This window comes from Coriobacteriaceae bacterium (assembly GCA_025992855.1).
Taxonomy (GTDB): domain Bacteria; phylum Actinomycetota; class Coriobacteriia; order Coriobacteriales; family Coriobacteriaceae; genus Collinsella.
The window spans coordinates 932,414-947,128 of the sequence record DAJPGB010000001.1 but is presented as its reverse complement, the minus strand read 5'-3'; the positions used below and the strand labels follow the sequence as shown (position 1 = coordinate 947,128).

Annotated in this window: 15 protein-coding genes; 5 read left to right on the top strand and 10 right to left on the bottom strand. The window is 61.1% G+C overall.

Annotated features, from left to right (window positions below; translation table 11 throughout):
* Window positions 1-31 precede the first annotated feature (31 nt).
* Window positions 32-481 carry a hypothetical protein gene (locus OIL88_03925; protein HJI71518.1) on the bottom strand — a complete coding sequence of 150 codons (450 nt, stop codon included), beginning with the start codon at window positions 479-481 and terminating at the stop codon, window positions 32-34.
* 563 nt (window positions 482-1,044) lie between these two features.
* Here OIL88_03925 and OIL88_03920 point away from each other — a divergent pair.
* The 3 genes from OIL88_03920 to OIL88_03910 all read left to right on the top strand — a co-directional run bounded on the left by OIL88_03920 (window position 1,045) and on the right by OIL88_03910 (window position 3,212).
* Window positions 1,045-1,674: a class I SAM-dependent methyltransferase gene (locus OIL88_03920; GenBank protein ID HJI71517.1), complete on the top strand. Its 630-nt coding sequence runs from the start codon at window positions 1,045-1,047 to the stop codon at window positions 1,672-1,674.
* Window positions 1,661-2,266 (top strand): class I SAM-dependent methyltransferase, encoded by a 606-nt coding sequence (locus OIL88_03915; protein ID HJI71516.1) that lies wholly within the window; start codon window positions 1,661-1,663, stop codon window positions 2,264-2,266. The genes OIL88_03920 and OIL88_03915 overlap by 14 nt, the downstream gene beginning before the upstream one ends.
* 115 nt (window positions 2,267-2,381) lie before the next feature.
* Complete coding sequence (locus OIL88_03910) at window positions 2,382-3,212, top strand: class I SAM-dependent methyltransferase (protein HJI71515.1); 831 nt, start codon at window positions 2,382-2,384, stop codon at window positions 3,210-3,212.
* 95 nt (window positions 3,213-3,307) lie between these two features.
* Here the strand turns inward: OIL88_03910 and OIL88_03905 are convergent, their stop codons facing one another.
* From OIL88_03905 to OIL88_03875, 7 genes are all read right to left on the bottom strand, one after another.
* Window positions 3,308-4,192 (bottom strand): ROK family protein, encoded by an 885-nt coding sequence (locus OIL88_03905; protein HJI71514.1) that lies wholly within the window; start codon window positions 4,190-4,192, stop codon window positions 3,308-3,310.
* Window positions 4,193-4,271: 79 nt separating this feature from the next.
* A complete protein-coding gene (locus tag OIL88_03900; protein HJI71513.1) occupies window positions 4,272-5,396 on the bottom strand; it encodes a DUF2961 domain-containing protein in 1,125 nt (374 codons plus the stop codon).
* Window positions 5,397-5,408: 12 nt separating this feature from the next.
* Window positions 5,409-5,807 (bottom strand): hypothetical protein, encoded by a 399-nt coding sequence (locus OIL88_03895; protein HJI71512.1) that lies wholly within the window; start codon window positions 5,805-5,807, stop codon window positions 5,409-5,411.
* A gap of 26 nt (window positions 5,808-5,833) precedes the next feature.
* Window positions 5,834-6,664 (bottom strand): PTS system mannose/fructose/sorbose family transporter subunit IID, encoded by an 831-nt coding sequence (locus OIL88_03890; GenBank protein HJI71511.1) that lies wholly within the window; start codon window positions 6,662-6,664, stop codon window positions 5,834-5,836.
* A gap of 2 nt (window positions 6,665-6,666) precedes the next feature.
* Window positions 6,667-7,452, bottom strand: a complete 786-nt coding sequence (locus tag OIL88_03885; GenBank protein HJI71510.1) for a PTS sugar transporter subunit IIC — start codon at window positions 7,450-7,452, stop codon at window positions 6,667-6,669.
* Window positions 7,453-7,461: 9 nt separating this feature from the next.
* The gene (locus tag OIL88_03880; GenBank protein ID HJI71509.1) at window positions 7,462-7,935 is read right to left on the bottom strand and encodes a PTS sugar transporter subunit IIB; all 474 of its coding nucleotides are present in this window, start codon (window positions 7,933-7,935) and stop codon (window positions 7,462-7,464) included.
* A gap of 123 nt (window positions 7,936-8,058) precedes the next feature.
* Window positions 8,059-10,800, bottom strand: a complete 2,742-nt coding sequence (locus OIL88_03875; GenBank protein ID HJI71508.1) for a PRD domain-containing protein — start codon at window positions 10,798-10,800, stop codon at window positions 8,059-8,061.
* Between the two features lie 59 nt (window positions 10,801-10,859).
* Here OIL88_03875 and OIL88_03870 point away from each other — a divergent pair, with 59 nt between their 5' ends.
* Window positions 10,860-11,285 carry a hypothetical protein gene (locus OIL88_03870; protein ID HJI71507.1) on the top strand — a complete coding sequence of 142 codons (426 nt, stop codon included), beginning with the start codon at window positions 10,860-10,862 and terminating at the stop codon, window positions 11,283-11,285.
* A 257-nt stretch (window positions 11,286-11,542) separates the two neighbouring features.
* On the opposite strand, the gene guaA is transcribed toward OIL88_03870, so the two are convergent.
* A complete protein-coding gene (guaA, locus tag OIL88_03865) occupies window positions 11,543-13,141 on the bottom strand; it encodes a glutamine-hydrolyzing GMP synthase (GenBank protein HJI71506.1) in 1,599 nt (532 codons plus the stop codon).
* A 267-nt stretch (window positions 13,142-13,408) separates the two neighbouring features.
* Between guaA and OIL88_03860 the strand changes: the two genes are divergently transcribed.
* A complete protein-coding gene (locus OIL88_03860; protein HJI71505.1) occupies window positions 13,409-14,422 on the top strand; it encodes an asparaginase in 1,014 nt (337 codons plus the stop codon).
* Between the two features lie 21 nt (window positions 14,423-14,443).
* Here OIL88_03860 and OIL88_03855 read toward each other — a convergent pair whose 3' ends face one another.
* Entirely contained in the window at window positions 14,444-14,662 is a 219-nt protein-coding gene (locus tag OIL88_03855; protein ID HJI71504.1) for a helix-turn-helix domain-containing protein, read from the bottom strand.
* Window positions 14,663-14,715 lie beyond the last annotated feature (53 nt).

Below are 14,715 nucleotides of genomic sequence, written 5' to 3'. Positions count from 1 at the left end.
TCCGCATGGCTCGGGATTGAGCCGAGGCGCCCTATTTCTTGCCTTCCAGCAGGCCCACGATGCGGTCGATGTCGACGGCAAAGCGAGGCCTTCCCTCGCGCTCGTAGCGGTCGAGGTATGCCTGGCACTCGGAGACAATGCGCTTGGTGTTGCCATCGATGATGCGCTGGAGCGTCTCGTAGTAGGCCGAGCCCTCGGTCCTGAAGCGGCGCTGGTAGGCCTTGGTTATGGGGAACATCTTGATGTAGTGGATGCCGTGGCGGCAACCGGGGCGCGTCGTGGGGCGGGGTGGCAACGCAAAGTACTGGTCTTTGGGCACGTTAGGGGCGATGTTGGAACGCAGCGGCACGGCGAAGTCCCTGCGCTTCCCGCGGAAACGCAGCCTCACCACCACGATGCAGGGACGATTGTGCTTAAGCATGAGCTCGCGGTCGCCATCGACGAGGTCGAAGAAGTCCTGGGAGATGGATACGATCTTCATCGGTTGCGCCCCCTTCATACGAAGCGGGGCCCGCATCGCTGCAGGCCCCTACAGGTGGGCGATATTCTACGCCTTGCGGCACCCCGTCGCCCACGGAGGTTAAACGTACACGTAAGCCGTACTCTGAAAGCCGCGGCTTCCGGCAAGTAGTTTATACCACGAAAGGTTGCTTTCGATGCGCCTAGCTCGCAAAATAACACTCGCTGGGCCGTCGCCCCTGGCCGTTACCCTCCAATCTTCATTGGAGTCAGCAGGTCAATTCATATAGTCATGGGGTTTATCCTGAAGGAAATCAAATTTATACCCCCATAACTAAGGAATTTTCTATTCCCACTCAATGACTAGAGCCCTGGTGTAATTGGCTGGATCACCGTTCCGGGAACCGGTATCGACCTACCTGTCCGCCAAGCTCCTTCTTCAGCTCCAGCCTAGTATCTGACTCGCGCCGTTATAAGCGAAAACCGAAGAGATGCGTCTTAGCCAAGAAAATAAGGTTAGCCTTAACTTACTGCATGATTCGTGTGTTATAGTTAGATGGCTCTAACTGTTTGGGGGCGATAGCCATGCACGAACGCAAGGGCTTCTGGGACAAGAATGCTGGTCGGTACGACCGTTTCATGCGAAACGACCGGGCGGCGTATGAGAAGATGTATGGGCTGATCCGGCCGGTGGTGAAAGCAAAAACCGTACTGGAGGTTGCCACCGGCACGGGGCTTATCGCAAAGAACATCGTGAATGCGGCGGCGCACATCGAGGCTACGGACGCTTCTGCAAAGATGATCCTTGAAGCAAAGCGGGACAATCAATCCGCAAAGTTACACTTTTCCGTACAAGATATGTTCTGCCTGCCCTATGCACAGAAGTCCTTCGAAGTGGTGGTCGCGTCCAACGCGCTTCACATAGTGCCGCATCCGGAAAAGGCCCTGCAAGAAATCAGGCGGGTGCTGAAGGACGACGGCGTGCTCATCGCGCCAACCTTCACCCACGCGGGGAACTCGGTTCCCGGCAAGGCAAAAGCCTTTTTCATGAGTATGGCGGGATTCCCCCTCCATAGCAGATGGACAAGCGAGGAATACCTGTGTTTCCTGCGTCAAAACGGCTGGTCGGTGCAGAAAAGCGCGGTGCTGAAGGCCTCGTTCCCGTTGACCTATGCGGAATGCACGAAATTGGAGGGGCCAGATGTCGTTCTTTGAAAACACCCGCAAGCCCGTGGGCCTCGGCGGAAAACTTATGGTTGCAATGATGAATCTGGGCCACGGCCCTGTGGCGCGGTGGGGACTTCGATTTCTACGACTTGCGCCAAACGCCAAGGTGCTGGATTGCGGCTGCGGCGGCGGGGCGAACATAAAACGGCTGCTGGAAAAATGCCCGCATGGCGTCGTCAAGGGCATCGACTATTCGCCCGTCAGCGTGGAAAAGGCTAGAAAGCTCAACCGAGTTGCAATTCAGGAGGGGCGTTGCGCCGTTCTGCAAGGCAGTGTGGCGGATATGGTGTTTGAGGATAGCTACTTCGATGCTGCCACGGCCTTTGAGACCGTCTATTTTTGGCCTGATTTGCCCCGATGCTTCCGTGAGGTCTGGCGGGTGCTGAAGCCGGGCGGGACAATTCTTATCTGCAACGAGAGCAATGGCGACACGGACAAGGACGAGAGGTGGACGCAGATCATCGGCGGCATGACCATCTACAAGGACATTGAATTAAAGGCATGTCTGGAGCAGGCGGGTTTTCACGAGGTGCAGATACACAAAAAGAAAAAGTGGCTCTGCGTCACGGCGCGGAAGTAAGGGCATCAAGCACGGATATTTTTGCATCCATCCTGCACATGGCGATAGGCATGACGGTCATAGCGGCTGTTCTGGTGGCAATTATGACAGTTTTTATTCACTGAGGAAGGAACCTATGAAATGTAAAATTGAGAAAAACACCGTTCAGGAGACGCTGATCCTCCCGCTGTATTCCCGGAAGCTGTGTACGGAGCTGTACCCGAACCTTTATAGGGATGAAACAGCGGTTCGTCTGCTCGACCAAATCGACTACGACTTTTCAGAGGCAGCGAAAAGCTCCCACAGCCTGATGCAGCGTTTTGGTGCGCTGGAGGTGGCCATGCGGCAGGGTGATCTTGCTTTCGAGGTACAGGATTACCTGAAAGGCCACCCCAATGCGGCGGTGGTCAATCTGGGCTGCGGACTGGACAACACCGGCAGAACCTGCGACAACGGTAGATGCAAGATTTACAATCTGGACTTCCCGGATGTGATTGCCTTGCGGCAGCAGCTACTGCCCGCCGGGGATCGAGAACAAAATATCCCCTGCGACCTGAAAGACACCACATGGTTTAGCAAAATCGATGCCTCCGGCGGGGCGGTGTTCTTTGCCTCCGGGGTGTTCTATTACTTTCTGACCCAGCAGGTCCGGGAACTGGTGCGGGAGATGGCGGACGCTTTCCCCGGCGGTGTGCTGGTCTTTGATGCTGCCAATCGGACAGCAGTAAAGATGATCGCAAAAACATGGCTTAAGACTGCAAAAATCAAGGATGTGGGGGCATATTTTGCGGTTTCGGATGCCGCCAAGGAAATCGGCACGTGGGACAGCCGTCTGCAGGTCACAAGTCGCGGCTATATGCTGGGTTATAACGATTTGAGAGACCCTTCTGTCAGCGGCTTTTTCCGGTTTCTCGCAAGGGTCGGTGACAACGGGATGAAAATGCAAATCGTGAAAATAAGATTTTGAGAGACAAAAATGCAAAAGACGAGCGCTTCTTGCCGCTCAATTGGCAAGAAGCGCTCGTCTTTTCTTAACGCGTTGTATGGCGGAGAGAGCGCAAGTTACGCGAGCGCCCTTCTTGCCAGCTCGGCCGCGCCGAGGATTCCTTGGTCGCCACCGCAGCCCGGGGCGCAGATGTAGCTCTCTATGTCCTTAAGCTCGGCGGTCTGGATGTAGCCACCCAGATATTCGAGGGTCTTCTTGCGGACGATGCCGTAGAGCTGCTCCTGGTGCATCACGCCGCCGCCGAGGACGATGCGGCGAGGCGAGTACATGAGCACGAGGTTCGCGCACATCTGCCCCAGATAATCCCCCTCGAGCGCCCACACCTCAGCGTTGTCCGCGAGCTCGGCCGCGGGCTTTCCCCAGCGTGCGGCGATGGCGGGGCCGGAGGCGAGGCCCTCGAGACAGCTCGCGTGACTCGGGCAGACGCAGCGTCCCTCCTCGGTGGGACGAATCCTTACCAGCATGTGGCCGGCCTCGGGGTGCAGCATGCCGTGAAGGAGCCTGCCCGCGCACATGACGCCCGCGCCCACGCCGGTGCCGATGGTCACGTAGACGGCGTCCTCGAGCCCCTTGCAGCAGCCGAAGACCACTTCGCCGAGGCAGGCAACGTTCACGTCCGTGTCGTAGGCCACCGGAATCCCGAGGGCGTCGGCGAACGCGGCGCGAAGACCATAGCCTCGCCACGCGAGCTTGGGCGTCTGGAGGATGGAGCCGTAGCGCTCATCGTTGGGGTCGACGCAGGTCGGGCCGAAGGCGCCGATGCCCAACGCGTCCACATCGCGGGCGGTGAACCACTCGACCATTTGCGGGACGGTCTCGGCGGGCGTAAGCGTCGGGGTCTCCATACGGTCGAGGACCTCGCCGTCGCCGGACACCACGGCACAGACCATCTTGGTCCCGCCGGCCTCGAGGGCGCCGAGCCTCATTTGCTTTTCGCTCATGTGATCCTCCTTACAAAGGGACGCCCGCAGTCATGGTCAACCGCGGGCGCCCATAACGTTGGCTTGTTTCGAGGCGACCCTACCTGGGCACGCGGTCCTGCCTTGCGGCAAACGGGGCGAGCACGGCGTGCGGCTCGCTTTGGTACCAGTAGGCGACGGTGGAGATGTCGTCCTCGCGCTCGTAGAGCTTGATGTCGTCGTTGCCGAGGTCCTGGAACGTCACGCGCAGGTCCTCCTTGAACGAGATCGGGTCGGGAAGGTGCCACCTGTAGAGGCCGTGCCTGGGCAGCGCGTCGTCGTTGGTCGCGAGCATCGGGTTCGGGTTCGGCTTGCCCGCGCTGAAGCGGTCGCGCGTGGCGTCGCGCGTCGAGCGGTACGGGTAGCCGGCGAACAGCGTGTTGAAGCACTGCGCCTCGGGCAGCGCGTGGGGCGGCCTGTCGAGGAAGGCCCAGGCACCGCCGAAGTAGTCCTCGGCTCCCGTCGAGGTGACCGTGGGGAACTCCTCGTCGCCGTCGAGGAAGAACTTCATCTCGCCCTCGCCCCACCAATAGCGCTCCAGGGCGCACAGGGCCATGTAGGTGCCGACGTAGTAGCCCTTACCGCGCACGCCGTCGAGCACGGTGTAGTCGACGCCCCTGCGGGTGCTGCGCTCGCGGTTAAAACGGGCGTGGAAGTACATGGCGTCGTCCGGCACGTCGGTGAGCGCGTAGTTGAACGTGTAGAAGATGTACTTAATGAACCCGGGGTGCTCGCTCGTAAGCGTGACCTTGGCGTGCTTCCTGAAAGGCATCTCGAAGTAGCAGTTCATGCCGCCCGTCGGGTTCACGCAGATGGGCATCGAGTTGACGATGGCGCGCTCACCGAAGCCGTTGCAGAAGAAGTCGCCGACAGGGCACTCGACCGAGGGGGTCTCCTCGTCGTCCCAGTAGAAGCGCAGCACGAGGTCGCGCATGACGAAGCTGCCGGCGGCGGTCTTGTCGGGGACGGTCATCCAGATGTGGCGGATGATGCCGGGGCCCTCGATGTCCGCGAGCGTGATGGTCTCGCCGGACTCAAGGGGCACGCAGCACGAGCCCTTGCGGCCGACGCCGAGGTGGCTGGCCGACATGGCGGCACGGCCCTTCTCGCCCGTGATGTTCTCGGGGGTGATGGCGCGGCTTTCCTCACCGCCGTGCATCCACACGTCCTTAAGGAACTCTCTCATCGTCGACCTCCTCTATTCGTCGTCTTCGCACTCGGCGGAACTGGCACCGTTCACGTAGACAATCTGCTGGCGCGCCTCGTCGACGAGGGCGTCGAAGTCGAGTTTCTCGTCGGGGCGCGCGAGCGCGACCGTCATGGCGAGCGGGAGGTTGACACCCGCGATCACGTGGATCCGGTCGGAGGCGAAGCGGGAGAAGCGCTGGTTCACGCTGCCGCCGAGCGCGTCGGTGAGGACGACGACCTCGTCAGTGCCCGAAAGAGCCGCCTCGACCGCCGCGTCGAGCCCCTCGCCGTTGTCGTTCACGTAGGCGCACACGGCGTTGACGGCGTCGCTCTTACCCGTAAGGAACTCGAGGGTGTCCTTGAAGCCCTGGGCGAGAAGGGAATGGCTCGCCACAACTATCTTTCTCATTGATTCACCAATCTCTTGGGTCGAAGCTAGGCAAGGATGCCGGCGGCGGAGGCGACCATCGCGAGGACGATCACCACGAGGATGAGGGCCGTCATGCTCGCGTTCTTCTTGGTAAGAAGGTAATACGCGCTTCCCGTGATGGCGGCGGGGATCATGGCAGGCAGGATCTTGTCGAGCAGCGGCTGAATCTCCATCGAGACGTCGCCGAAGCTGAATCTAATCGGGCAGGTGACGCCGATGACCGAGGCGATGAGGCAGCCGACCACGGTGAGGCCGAGCACGGAGGCGGCGGCAGTGAGGTTGGGAAGCTTCTCGCTGAAGTCGGTGACGAGCTTCACGCCCTGCTTGTAGCCGAACTCGAGGGCGTGCATGCGGACCCAGAAGATGGCCAGGATGAGCGCGAACCAGATGCCGGCTCCCACGGGGTTGCCCTCGATGGCCATGTAGGCGGCGATGGAGCCCATGATGGTCGGGATCATGGTCATGAGCAGGGAGTCGCCGACGCCGGCGAGCGGTCCCATGGTGCCGATCTTCAGGTCTTGGACGGCGTCCGCCGCCGCTAGGCCGTCGCGTTCCTCCATGGCCACGCAGGCGCCGAGGATGATGGCGGCGAGCCAAGGCTGGGTGTTGTAGTAGCGGAAGTGGTTGTTGAGCGCTTGCTTATAGTCCTCGTCGTTCGTGTAGATCTTCCTCAGGACCGGCGAGAGGGCGTAAGCGACTGAGGCGCCCTGCTGGGTCTGGTAGTTGAAGGTGCACACGCTCATGAGCCAGCGCCAGTTCGCGTTGCGCAGGTCCTTCTTGGTGACCTTATAGCCGGAGGGCTTGCCCTCGGCGGCGGTGATGTTCTCGTTTTCCATGGTTACTCATCCTCTCCGATGAAGGCGTCTGCGGAAGCGTGGGCGGCGAGCTCGGCGTCCCTCTCGGCACGCTGATAGAACGCGATCGCGAGGGCAACGCCGACGATGGCGGCACCGATGATGGGCACGTTCAGGAAGGCCGAGAGGAAGAAGCCGGCGAGCAGGTACTGGAAGTACTTAGCGGTGGGCATGTAGCGAAGCAGCATGGCGATGCCGACGGCCGGGAGCATCTTGCCGGCGAGGGTGAGGCCGGAGAGGAACCACTGGGGCATGACCTCGAGGAGCCAGTTGACGGCGGGCTGGCCGAGCGTCACGGAAACAAAGACGGGCAGGGCGGCGCACAGACCGAAGAGCGCGGGGCAGACCCACAGGATGGCGTTCATCTGCTTGAACTTGCCCTCGTCGCAGAACTTCTGGGACTTCTCGACGACGAAGCCGTTGAGGATCTTGACGATGACGTCGAGCTGGATGCCGAGCATGCCGACCGGCAGGCCGATGGCGAGGCCCGTGTCCGAGCCCAGGGTCACGCCGTAGGCGGTGGCGATGATGGCCATCGTGCCGTAGTCGGGGATCGAAGAGCCGCCGAAGCCCGCGACGCCGAGCTGCATGAGCTGGATGGTGCCGCCGATGACGAGGCCGGTCTGCCAGTCGCCCATGACGACGCCGGTGATAAGGCCCCAGAAGACGGCATAGTTGACGAAGATCATCGGGATGCCGTAGTAGTCCACGTGCTTGATGAAGGCCAGCAGGGTCAAAAGGACGACTTGCAGGATAGTGAAGTTGACCATGATCCCTCCTTAGATGAGGTCGGCGACGGAGACGGGCTTGTCGGCGGGCACGAACTGTGCCGTCACCTTGACGCCGCGGGCGATGAGCGCCTTGTAGCTCTGGACGTTCTCGGCGGAGGCATAGGCGCGCTGGGTGAGCTGGACGCCGCCCTCCTTGACAAGAGAGCCGCCGACGATCAGCGACGGGAACTCGACGCCCGACTCGGCCAGGTGAAGGATCGTCTCGGGCTCCTTGGCGATGACGAAGACCTTCTCGCGGTCGTACTTGCCCGCCGCGAAGTTCTTGAGCGCGGTCTCCTCGGAGATGATCGAGACGGCCATGCCCGCGGGGCGCGCCATCCTCATAGTGGATTTCAGGACCTCGTCGCCGGCGACCTTGTCGTCGATGACCATGACTCGGGTCGCGCCCGACACCGGGGCCCACTGCGTCACGATGATGCCGTGAAGCAGGCGATTGTCGATTCGTGCCATAACAACACTCATGTTTGCTCCTATCAAATGAAGTCTTACGTTCGGTACTGCCTCGGCGCTATCCGGATTCGCGCCGGGCAAGGGGTTATCGGATTATTGAGGACGCGCAGTCAGCTTGCGGCGGCGCGGGGAAGGTCACTCGTCGAGCAGGAGGTCCGAGGAGCCGAGGCGCTCTTCTCGCGCCGGGGCGGCGCTCACGCTTATGTAGTCGAAGACATATGCGATCTCGCTTACGGGAACCTCTACGCGATAGCGCGTCGAGATGCTCGAGAAGCTCTGCCTGAAGGACTCGATGAAATCGGCACGCTCCTCCTCGAAGCGGTCCTGGCCAACGTAGGTCTCAATGGGGTTTCTGGTAACAAGGCGCTCGACGAGACAGCAGAGGTGGACGTAGAGCCCAATGATGGCGTTGCTGCCGATCTTCTCGCCCGTCCTGCGCTGAAGCTCGTGCACGGCGCTCTCGATCTCGTGGAATAGCCGCTCCGGGTCGAGGATGGTGATGGAGCGGATGACGTTCTGCAGCGTCATGTTCGAGAGCAGCTTCTCGTGGAAAGAAGAGAGCTCGGAAGCGTCAAGCCACCTGCCGAACACGGCATCGACCTTAGAGGCGGACGCCGTCGACATGATGTCCTCGAGGGCGACGAAGGGGATGGAGGCGACCCCGGGGTCTCCCGTGCCGATGACGGCGCAGACGCGGTGCTCGGAGAAAACGGCGTCGTTCGACCCGTTCGCGACGAGCTGCTTGAAGGGCCTCGTGAGCAGGCGCGCGCCTATGGTGCGCGGGAGGCTCTGCGAGACGAGCTGGCGTATCCTCTCCGCGGCGTCGACCCCGGACTCGGAGCAGAAGACGATGGCGTCCTCACGGTTGACGCGCTCGATCACCTTGCAGTGCGTCACGCACGCGGCGGTCGCATCGCCAAGAACCTCGGCGATGGACTTGCCGCCGAGCAGCCCGGACCCGATCTCGAGCGCGAGCCCGGTGGAGACGTTGTTCACCACCCCGATGGTGGAGTCGGTAACGTTCTCGAGGGCCTTATAGGCCTCCTCCAAGGAGCCCATGTCGACGAGGAATACGACCCCGGTGCAGTAGGAATGGCGGTCGACGAGGCGCTGGAGCGGACCGACGATGTCCTTCAGCTGCTGGTCGTAGGGCATGTCGACCGCCTCGTACACATGCATGCCGAGCATACGGTTCGCCGCGTCGGCGATGCTCGTCGCCGTTGAGTAGCCGTGGGACAAGATGACGCAGAGCGTTCGAAGGGCCTTCGCGTCGCGAGACTCCGATGCGACGCACAGCGTCAGAAGCGTCTTCGTGAAGTGATCGAGCGAGATTCCCAGCGCCCCTTCCACGTCTGCGGCGACCTGATCGGAGACGCTCGAGGCAAACGGCAATTCGGAGGTCACGGCACCGAGGAGATGGGAGATTTGCTCCGCACAGGCAGACTTTCGCTTAGCCAGGCCGATGCCCGGCCACAACTGCAGGCAAATCTCCTGGGCCAGCAGAAAAGCGACCTTCCTCGAAAGCTCGATGCCATAAGAAGAGCCTGCGTCGGCAAGGACCGCGCCCACGATGCGCTCGAAGGCGCGCGACCTCGAGGAGGCGACGCCGCGGCCGAAGATCAAGTGATCCTCAACGCCGCGCACAGCGGAGACAGCTTGCGAGACGAGCTCGGAGACAGAGAGCTCCCCGGCGCAGAATCGCTCATCGAGAGAGCACAGGGCATCGAGCGCCTGCTCGACCGGCCCTGTGCTCTCGGCGGCATCCAGGGACGCGTCGATCAGAACGCCATCGTCGGGCTGTTGATCGATCTGCGCGGAGGAGAGGAGCCCGCTGGGAAGAAGATACGGGCGAACGACGACGTAGTCGCCCTCGCGATTGAGGAACGCTTTGGCGCAGCAGTTCGTCACGCAGGCGCGCAAGCCGGCGATGTTATCGGAAAAGTCCGCGTTCACGAGGCAACGGTATGCGCCGCGGCTGATCTTCACATCAGAACCGATTCGGCACCCCTCGCTGCGCAGGAAGCTCAAGATGAGATCCTCGCGCTCCTCGGGGGTCCGCTCCTTGAGTGAGGGGACACGGGCACAGATGGGCATTTTGCTGTAGGCCGAGGAAACCTTCAGATCATCGGCGGAAAGCGTCGTCGAAAGAACGAGGCGAGCGCGCGGCGCATCCTGGGAGGCATCGAGCCCGAGGGCCGTCGCAAGGCAGTGCTCCATCGCAGAGGGAGAGAGTGCCTCGATGCCGTTGACAAAAACCACACCCCCGCGCGATTTCGCGATCGACTCGTCAAGAAGCCCGTTGAACGAGGCGGCGTCCGGGACCCCGGCGCAGTCGATGCGCACATAGGAGGAGTCGCGGGACAGCAAGCCCTGGTTCTTGCCGTACTCGTACACAAGGCGAGAAAGGAAAGACTTGCCGACACCCACGCCGCCGCTCAAGAGGATGGGTAGGCCAAACGGAGGGTACTGAACCGCAGCCTTGCACTGCTCGACAACGGAGCTGAGGCTCAGGTCAAAGCCCACGGCACGCGCGAAGTCACGGTGATCGGCGATTCCCGTCGCCTGGATGAGGTCGGCGAGCGAGGCGTACTCGCTTGCAGAGAGCTTTACCTGAAAACGCTTCTGGAACGCGCGGCGATGAAAATAACGGACAGGCCTGCCCGCCACCTTAACCACAAGGCCGGCGCGAACAAGGTCGTTGAGGTACTGGCTCGCCAGACTCCTGGAGATGATGAGCGTCTCGGCGATGTCGGAGGTGGACAGACGGGCAAGGTCGTCGAGCGAGACGGCAGAGGTGAGGGCCTCGAGATGCTCGAGAATTCTGTCCCTCATGTCGACGGGCTTCTTTGCCAAGCTGTCCTGTGCGGTCTTGTCCATGACTTCTTACCTCCTTGTACAAGGAGTATAAGGGGAACACAGAGAACGGAAGGGGGCGCGTGGGGGAATCAACAGCCCCGAGGAGAAGTTCACCACTTGAGGGGCAGAAAACAACGGCCATTGAACATTCAGGGCCGACGCTCAACACTTCGGCTCGACACTTCGCTTTGGAAAGGGCCCTGCGCGATGGTGCAGCCCTCCATCTCGCAGCACAGGTCGCCGAAGGTCGCGAGGATGCGCTCCTTCTGTTCCGCGGGCGAGACGACTCGGTGGGCAAGGTCCTCTCAAAAGGGGTCGTCCGACGCCGCAAGACCTCGATGACCGACTACCGCCTCGAGCAAGTGGCGGATTACCTCTGCACTATCGAACTTGCCTTGGTCAAGTACGAGGCCAAGGAGGACGGTGAGACGTACAACAAGTTCTTCGGAGGCATAGGCTCTTTCAAGAGGAACTGGTTCAAGCAAGCCCGCAGCAAGCGGATATAGGTGGCCTCGCGGTTTCGCAAGGAACGGCCAGCTCTCCTCTGGCGAGGAACACCGGGCGACGTGCCTCGAGCAGCGGAAGCTGAAGCGCAAGCAGAAGCAGCGCGGGCAATGATCAGTGCCGATATGGACCCAGACGTGAACAGTGCTACGTCCCCTGTTCACGGGGCGCGAAACCGCAAAGGTTGCACAGAGGTTGCAAAATAAGAAGCCCCCGACCTGTTTTCGCAGGTCAGAGGCTTGAAATCAACGAATATCGTTTACTCCCACTCGATGGTCGCGGGCGGCTTGGACGTGATGTCGTAGCACACGCGGTTGGCGCCGGGAACCTCGGCAACGATGCGGCCGGAGATACGGGCCAGTACGTCGTAGGGCAGCTTGGCCCAGTCGGCGGTCATCGCATCGCTGGACTCGACGGCACGCAGGATGATCGGGCGCTGGTAGGTGCGCTCGTCACCCATAACGCCGACGGACTTGATGTCGGGCAGGACCGCGAAATACTGCCAGCAGCTGTGCTCGGAGTTGCGCTCACCGGTCTGCTCAAACAGACGCTGGTTGTAGGCGTCGAGCTCCTCGCGCACGATGGCGTCGGCGTTCTTGAGGATCTCGAGCTTCTCCTTGTCGACCGCACCGATGATGCGGATGGCCAGACCCGGGCCCGGGAAAGGCTGGCGGAACACGATGTGACCCGGCAGGCCAAGTGCCAAACCAAGCGCGCGGACCTCGTCCTTAAAGAAGTGATCGAGCGGCTCAATAAGGTCGAAGTGCACGCCCTCGGGGAACGGGATCAGGTTGTGATGACTCTTGATGGTGGCCGTCTTGCCGCCCGTCTTGCGAGCGCCAGACTCGATGATGTCGGGGTAGATGGTGCCCTGAGCCAGGTACTTGACCGGCTTGCCATCGGTCTCGAGCTGCTGCGCCACGGCGAAGAACTCTTTCCAGAACTGCGTGCCGATGATGCGGCGCTTCTCCTCGGGCTCGGTCACGCCGGCCAGAAGCTCGGCATAACGGTCCTCGGCGTGGACGTGGATAAAGTCGACATCAAACTGCTTGGTGAAGACCTCCTCCACCTGCTCGGGCTCGCCCTTGCGCAGCAGGCCGTGGTTGATGAACACACAGGTCATCTGCTTGCCCACGGCGCGGGCGCCCAGCGCAGCCACGACGGAGGAGTCGACGCCGCCGGACAGGGCCAGAATCACGCGGTCGTCACCGACCTTCTCGCGGAACTCGGCCGTCATGGTCTCGACCAGGTTGTCCATGCTCCAGTTGGGCTCCAGGCCGCAGATCTCAAACAGGAAGTTGCTCAGCAGCTGCTGGCCATACTCGGAGTGTTTGACCTCGGGGTGGAACTGCGTGGTGAAAATCTTGCGCTCAACGCACTCCATGGCGGCAACCGGGCATACGTCGGTGCTGGCGGTAACGGTAAAGCCCTCGGGCACCTCGGACACGGCGTCGCGGTGGCTCATCCACACGGTCTGCTCCATGGGCGTGGAGTTAAAGAGTTTGGCGCCGGCCGTACGCGTGATGGTGGCGCGGCCGTACTCGCCTACCTCGGAGTGGCCGACCTTGCCGCCGAGCGTCACGGCCGTGATCTGATGGCCGTAGCAAAAGCCCAGGACGGGAAGGCCCAGGTCAAAGATGGCGGGATCTATAGACGGAGCGTCCTCGGCATACACGGAAGCCGGACCGCCGGAAAGGATGAGCGCAGAGGCGTTCATCTCGCGAATCTCGTCGGCCGAGATGTCGCAGGGGACAATCTCGGAATACACGTTGAGGTCGCGGACGCGACGGGCAATGAGCTGACCGTACTGCGCACCAAAGTCGAGTACGAGGACCTTTGCGGAAGCCTTTTGATCCATGGTTCCCCCTCTTGTTGGCGGGGAGCCGGTGCCCACCCGCGTGAATGAACGAAAATAGCCTTCATAGTGTACACGTTATATGGGGTTTCTCGCCCCTCGCAGCCATCAGCGCACGGCAAACGCACGACCTAGGCCCCTATTTGACGGCAATTGAAGTGTTACCAAACGTTACAGATGATGTAATACGTTTGAACATTGGACGCCCTGTGCCACAATACTGCCGAACGACTCCGCCTCTGCGGCGGCAAATACGATAGGAATACCAGCATGAAGCGCATCCTTCTCATCGCCACGGGCGGCACCATCGCATCGACCGAGGACGGCAACGGCCTCTCCCCCGCCCTGACCGGTGAGGAGCTCGCCCAGAGCGTCCCCGAGATCTCGGGCCTCTGCGAGCTCGACGTCGTGCAGCCCATGAACATCGACAGCACCAATATGCGCCCCAGTGACTGGATGCGTATCCGCGACGTCATCGTCGAGGGTTATGCCGACCACGACGGCTTCGTGATTCTGCACGGCACCGACACCATGAGCTACACCGCGGCGGCGCTTTCCTATCTGATTCAGGACAGCCCCAAGCCTATCGTACTCACCGGCTCGCAAAAGCCCATGGGCAATCCCTTTACCGATGCCAAGCTCAACCTGTACCAGAGCCTGCTCTATGCGCTCGACGAGCACTCGCACGACGTCTCAATCGTGTTTGGCGGCGTAGCCATTGCCGGCACGCGTGCCCGCAAACAACGCACCATGAGCTTTAACGCGTTCATTAGCGTCAACTATCCGCCCATCGCCTATATCCGCAACGACCGCATCGTGCGCAACGGGCTTCACGGCACGCATCAGGGCGAAAACCCGGTGCGTTTCTACGACAGCATCGATCCGCGCGTATTTGTGCTCAAGCTTACGCCTGGCGTGAACCCGGGTATCCTGGACGCCCTTGCCGACAGCTACGATGCTGTAATCCTGGAGACCTTTGGCATTGGCGGTATCCCCGAGTTTGGCGAGTCGGGCGAGTCGTTCCAAGAGGCGATTTTCCGCTGGGTCGATTCGGGTCGCACCGTCGTTATGACCACGCAGGTCCCCGAAGAGGGCCTTGACCTTGGTGTTTATGAGGTCGGCCGTGCCTACGCCGATCACCCGGGTATTTTGCGCGGCGACGATATGACCACCGAGACACTCGTGGCCAAAACCATGTGGGCGCTCGGCCAGTCACGCGATGCGTCAGAAATTCAGCGCCTGTTCTACAGTCAAGTCAACCACGACCGTATCCCGATGGTGTAACCACCGGTCAATAGGCATCTTCTATTCGATACCCTCAAGAAGCTCTGACACCGTCATGCCGAGTGCGGGTGCGATCTTAAATAGAACCTTGAGCGTGAAATTTGCCGTCCCATCTTCGATTCGGTCGAGATAGGGTCGGCTGATTCCTGTCGCCACACAAAAATCAACCTTGGAGATACCAAGGTCCCTGCGTGTCTCTTCGACCCGCCTGCCAAGAATCTGTTTCGCACGTTCGTCCATGCAGCCGAGTTTGAAATGGAGCCGAACATAAACGTAAACTATAGTTTACGTTT

What these genes read in the sequence shown, in the direction of transcription:
- OIL88_03910 (HJI71515.1), top strand. Translation starts at nt 2,382, where the DNA reads ATGAAATGTAAAATTGAGAAAAACACCGTTCAGGAGACGCTGATCCTC.
- OIL88_03885 (HJI71510.1), bottom strand. Translation starts at nt 7,452, where the DNA reads ATGGTCAACTTCACTATCCTGCAAGTCGTCCTTTTGACCCTGCTGGCC.
- OIL88_03890 (HJI71511.1), bottom strand. Translation starts at nt 6,664, where the DNA reads ATGGAAAACGAGAACATCACCGCCGCCGAGGGCAAGCCCTCCGGCTAT.
- OIL88_03900 (HJI71513.1), bottom strand. Translation starts at nt 5,396, where the DNA reads ATGAGAGAGTTCCTTAAGGACGTGTGGATGCACGGCGGTGAGGAAAGC.
- OIL88_03925 (HJI71518.1), bottom strand. Translation starts at nt 481, where the DNA reads ATGAAGATCGTATCCATCTCCCAGGACTTCTTCGACCTCGTCGATGGC.
- OIL88_03860 (HJI71505.1), top strand. Translation starts at nt 13,409, where the DNA reads ATGAAGCGCATCCTTCTCATCGCCACGGGCGGCACCATCGCATCGACC.
- OIL88_03880 (HJI71509.1), bottom strand. Translation starts at nt 7,935, where the DNA reads ATGAGTGTTGTTATGGCACGAATCGACAATCGCCTGCTTCACGGCATC.
- OIL88_03905 (HJI71514.1), bottom strand. Translation starts at nt 4,192, where the DNA reads ATGAGCGAAAAGCAAATGAGGCTCGGCGCCCTCGAGGCCGGCGGGACC.
- OIL88_03875 (HJI71508.1), bottom strand. Translation starts at nt 10,800, where the DNA reads ATGGACAAGACCGCACAGGACAGCTTGGCAAAGAAGCCCGTCGACATG.
- guaA (HJI71506.1), bottom strand. Translation starts at nt 13,141, where the DNA reads ATGGATCAAAAGGCTTCCGCAAAGGTCCTCGTACTCGACTTTGGTGCG.
- OIL88_03915 (HJI71516.1), top strand. Translation starts at nt 1,661, where the DNA reads ATGTCGTTCTTTGAAAACACCCGCAAGCCCGTGGGCCTCGGCGGAAAA.
- OIL88_03920 (HJI71517.1), top strand. Translation starts at nt 1,045, where the DNA reads ATGCACGAACGCAAGGGCTTCTGGGACAAGAATGCTGGTCGGTACGAC.
- OIL88_03895 (HJI71512.1), bottom strand. Translation starts at nt 5,807, where the DNA reads ATGAGAAAGATAGTTGTGGCGAGCCATTCCCTTCTCGCCCAGGGCTTC.
- OIL88_03855 (HJI71504.1), bottom strand. Translation starts at nt 14,662, where the DNA reads ATGGACGAACGTGCGAAACAGATTCTTGGCAGGCGGGTCGAAGAGACA.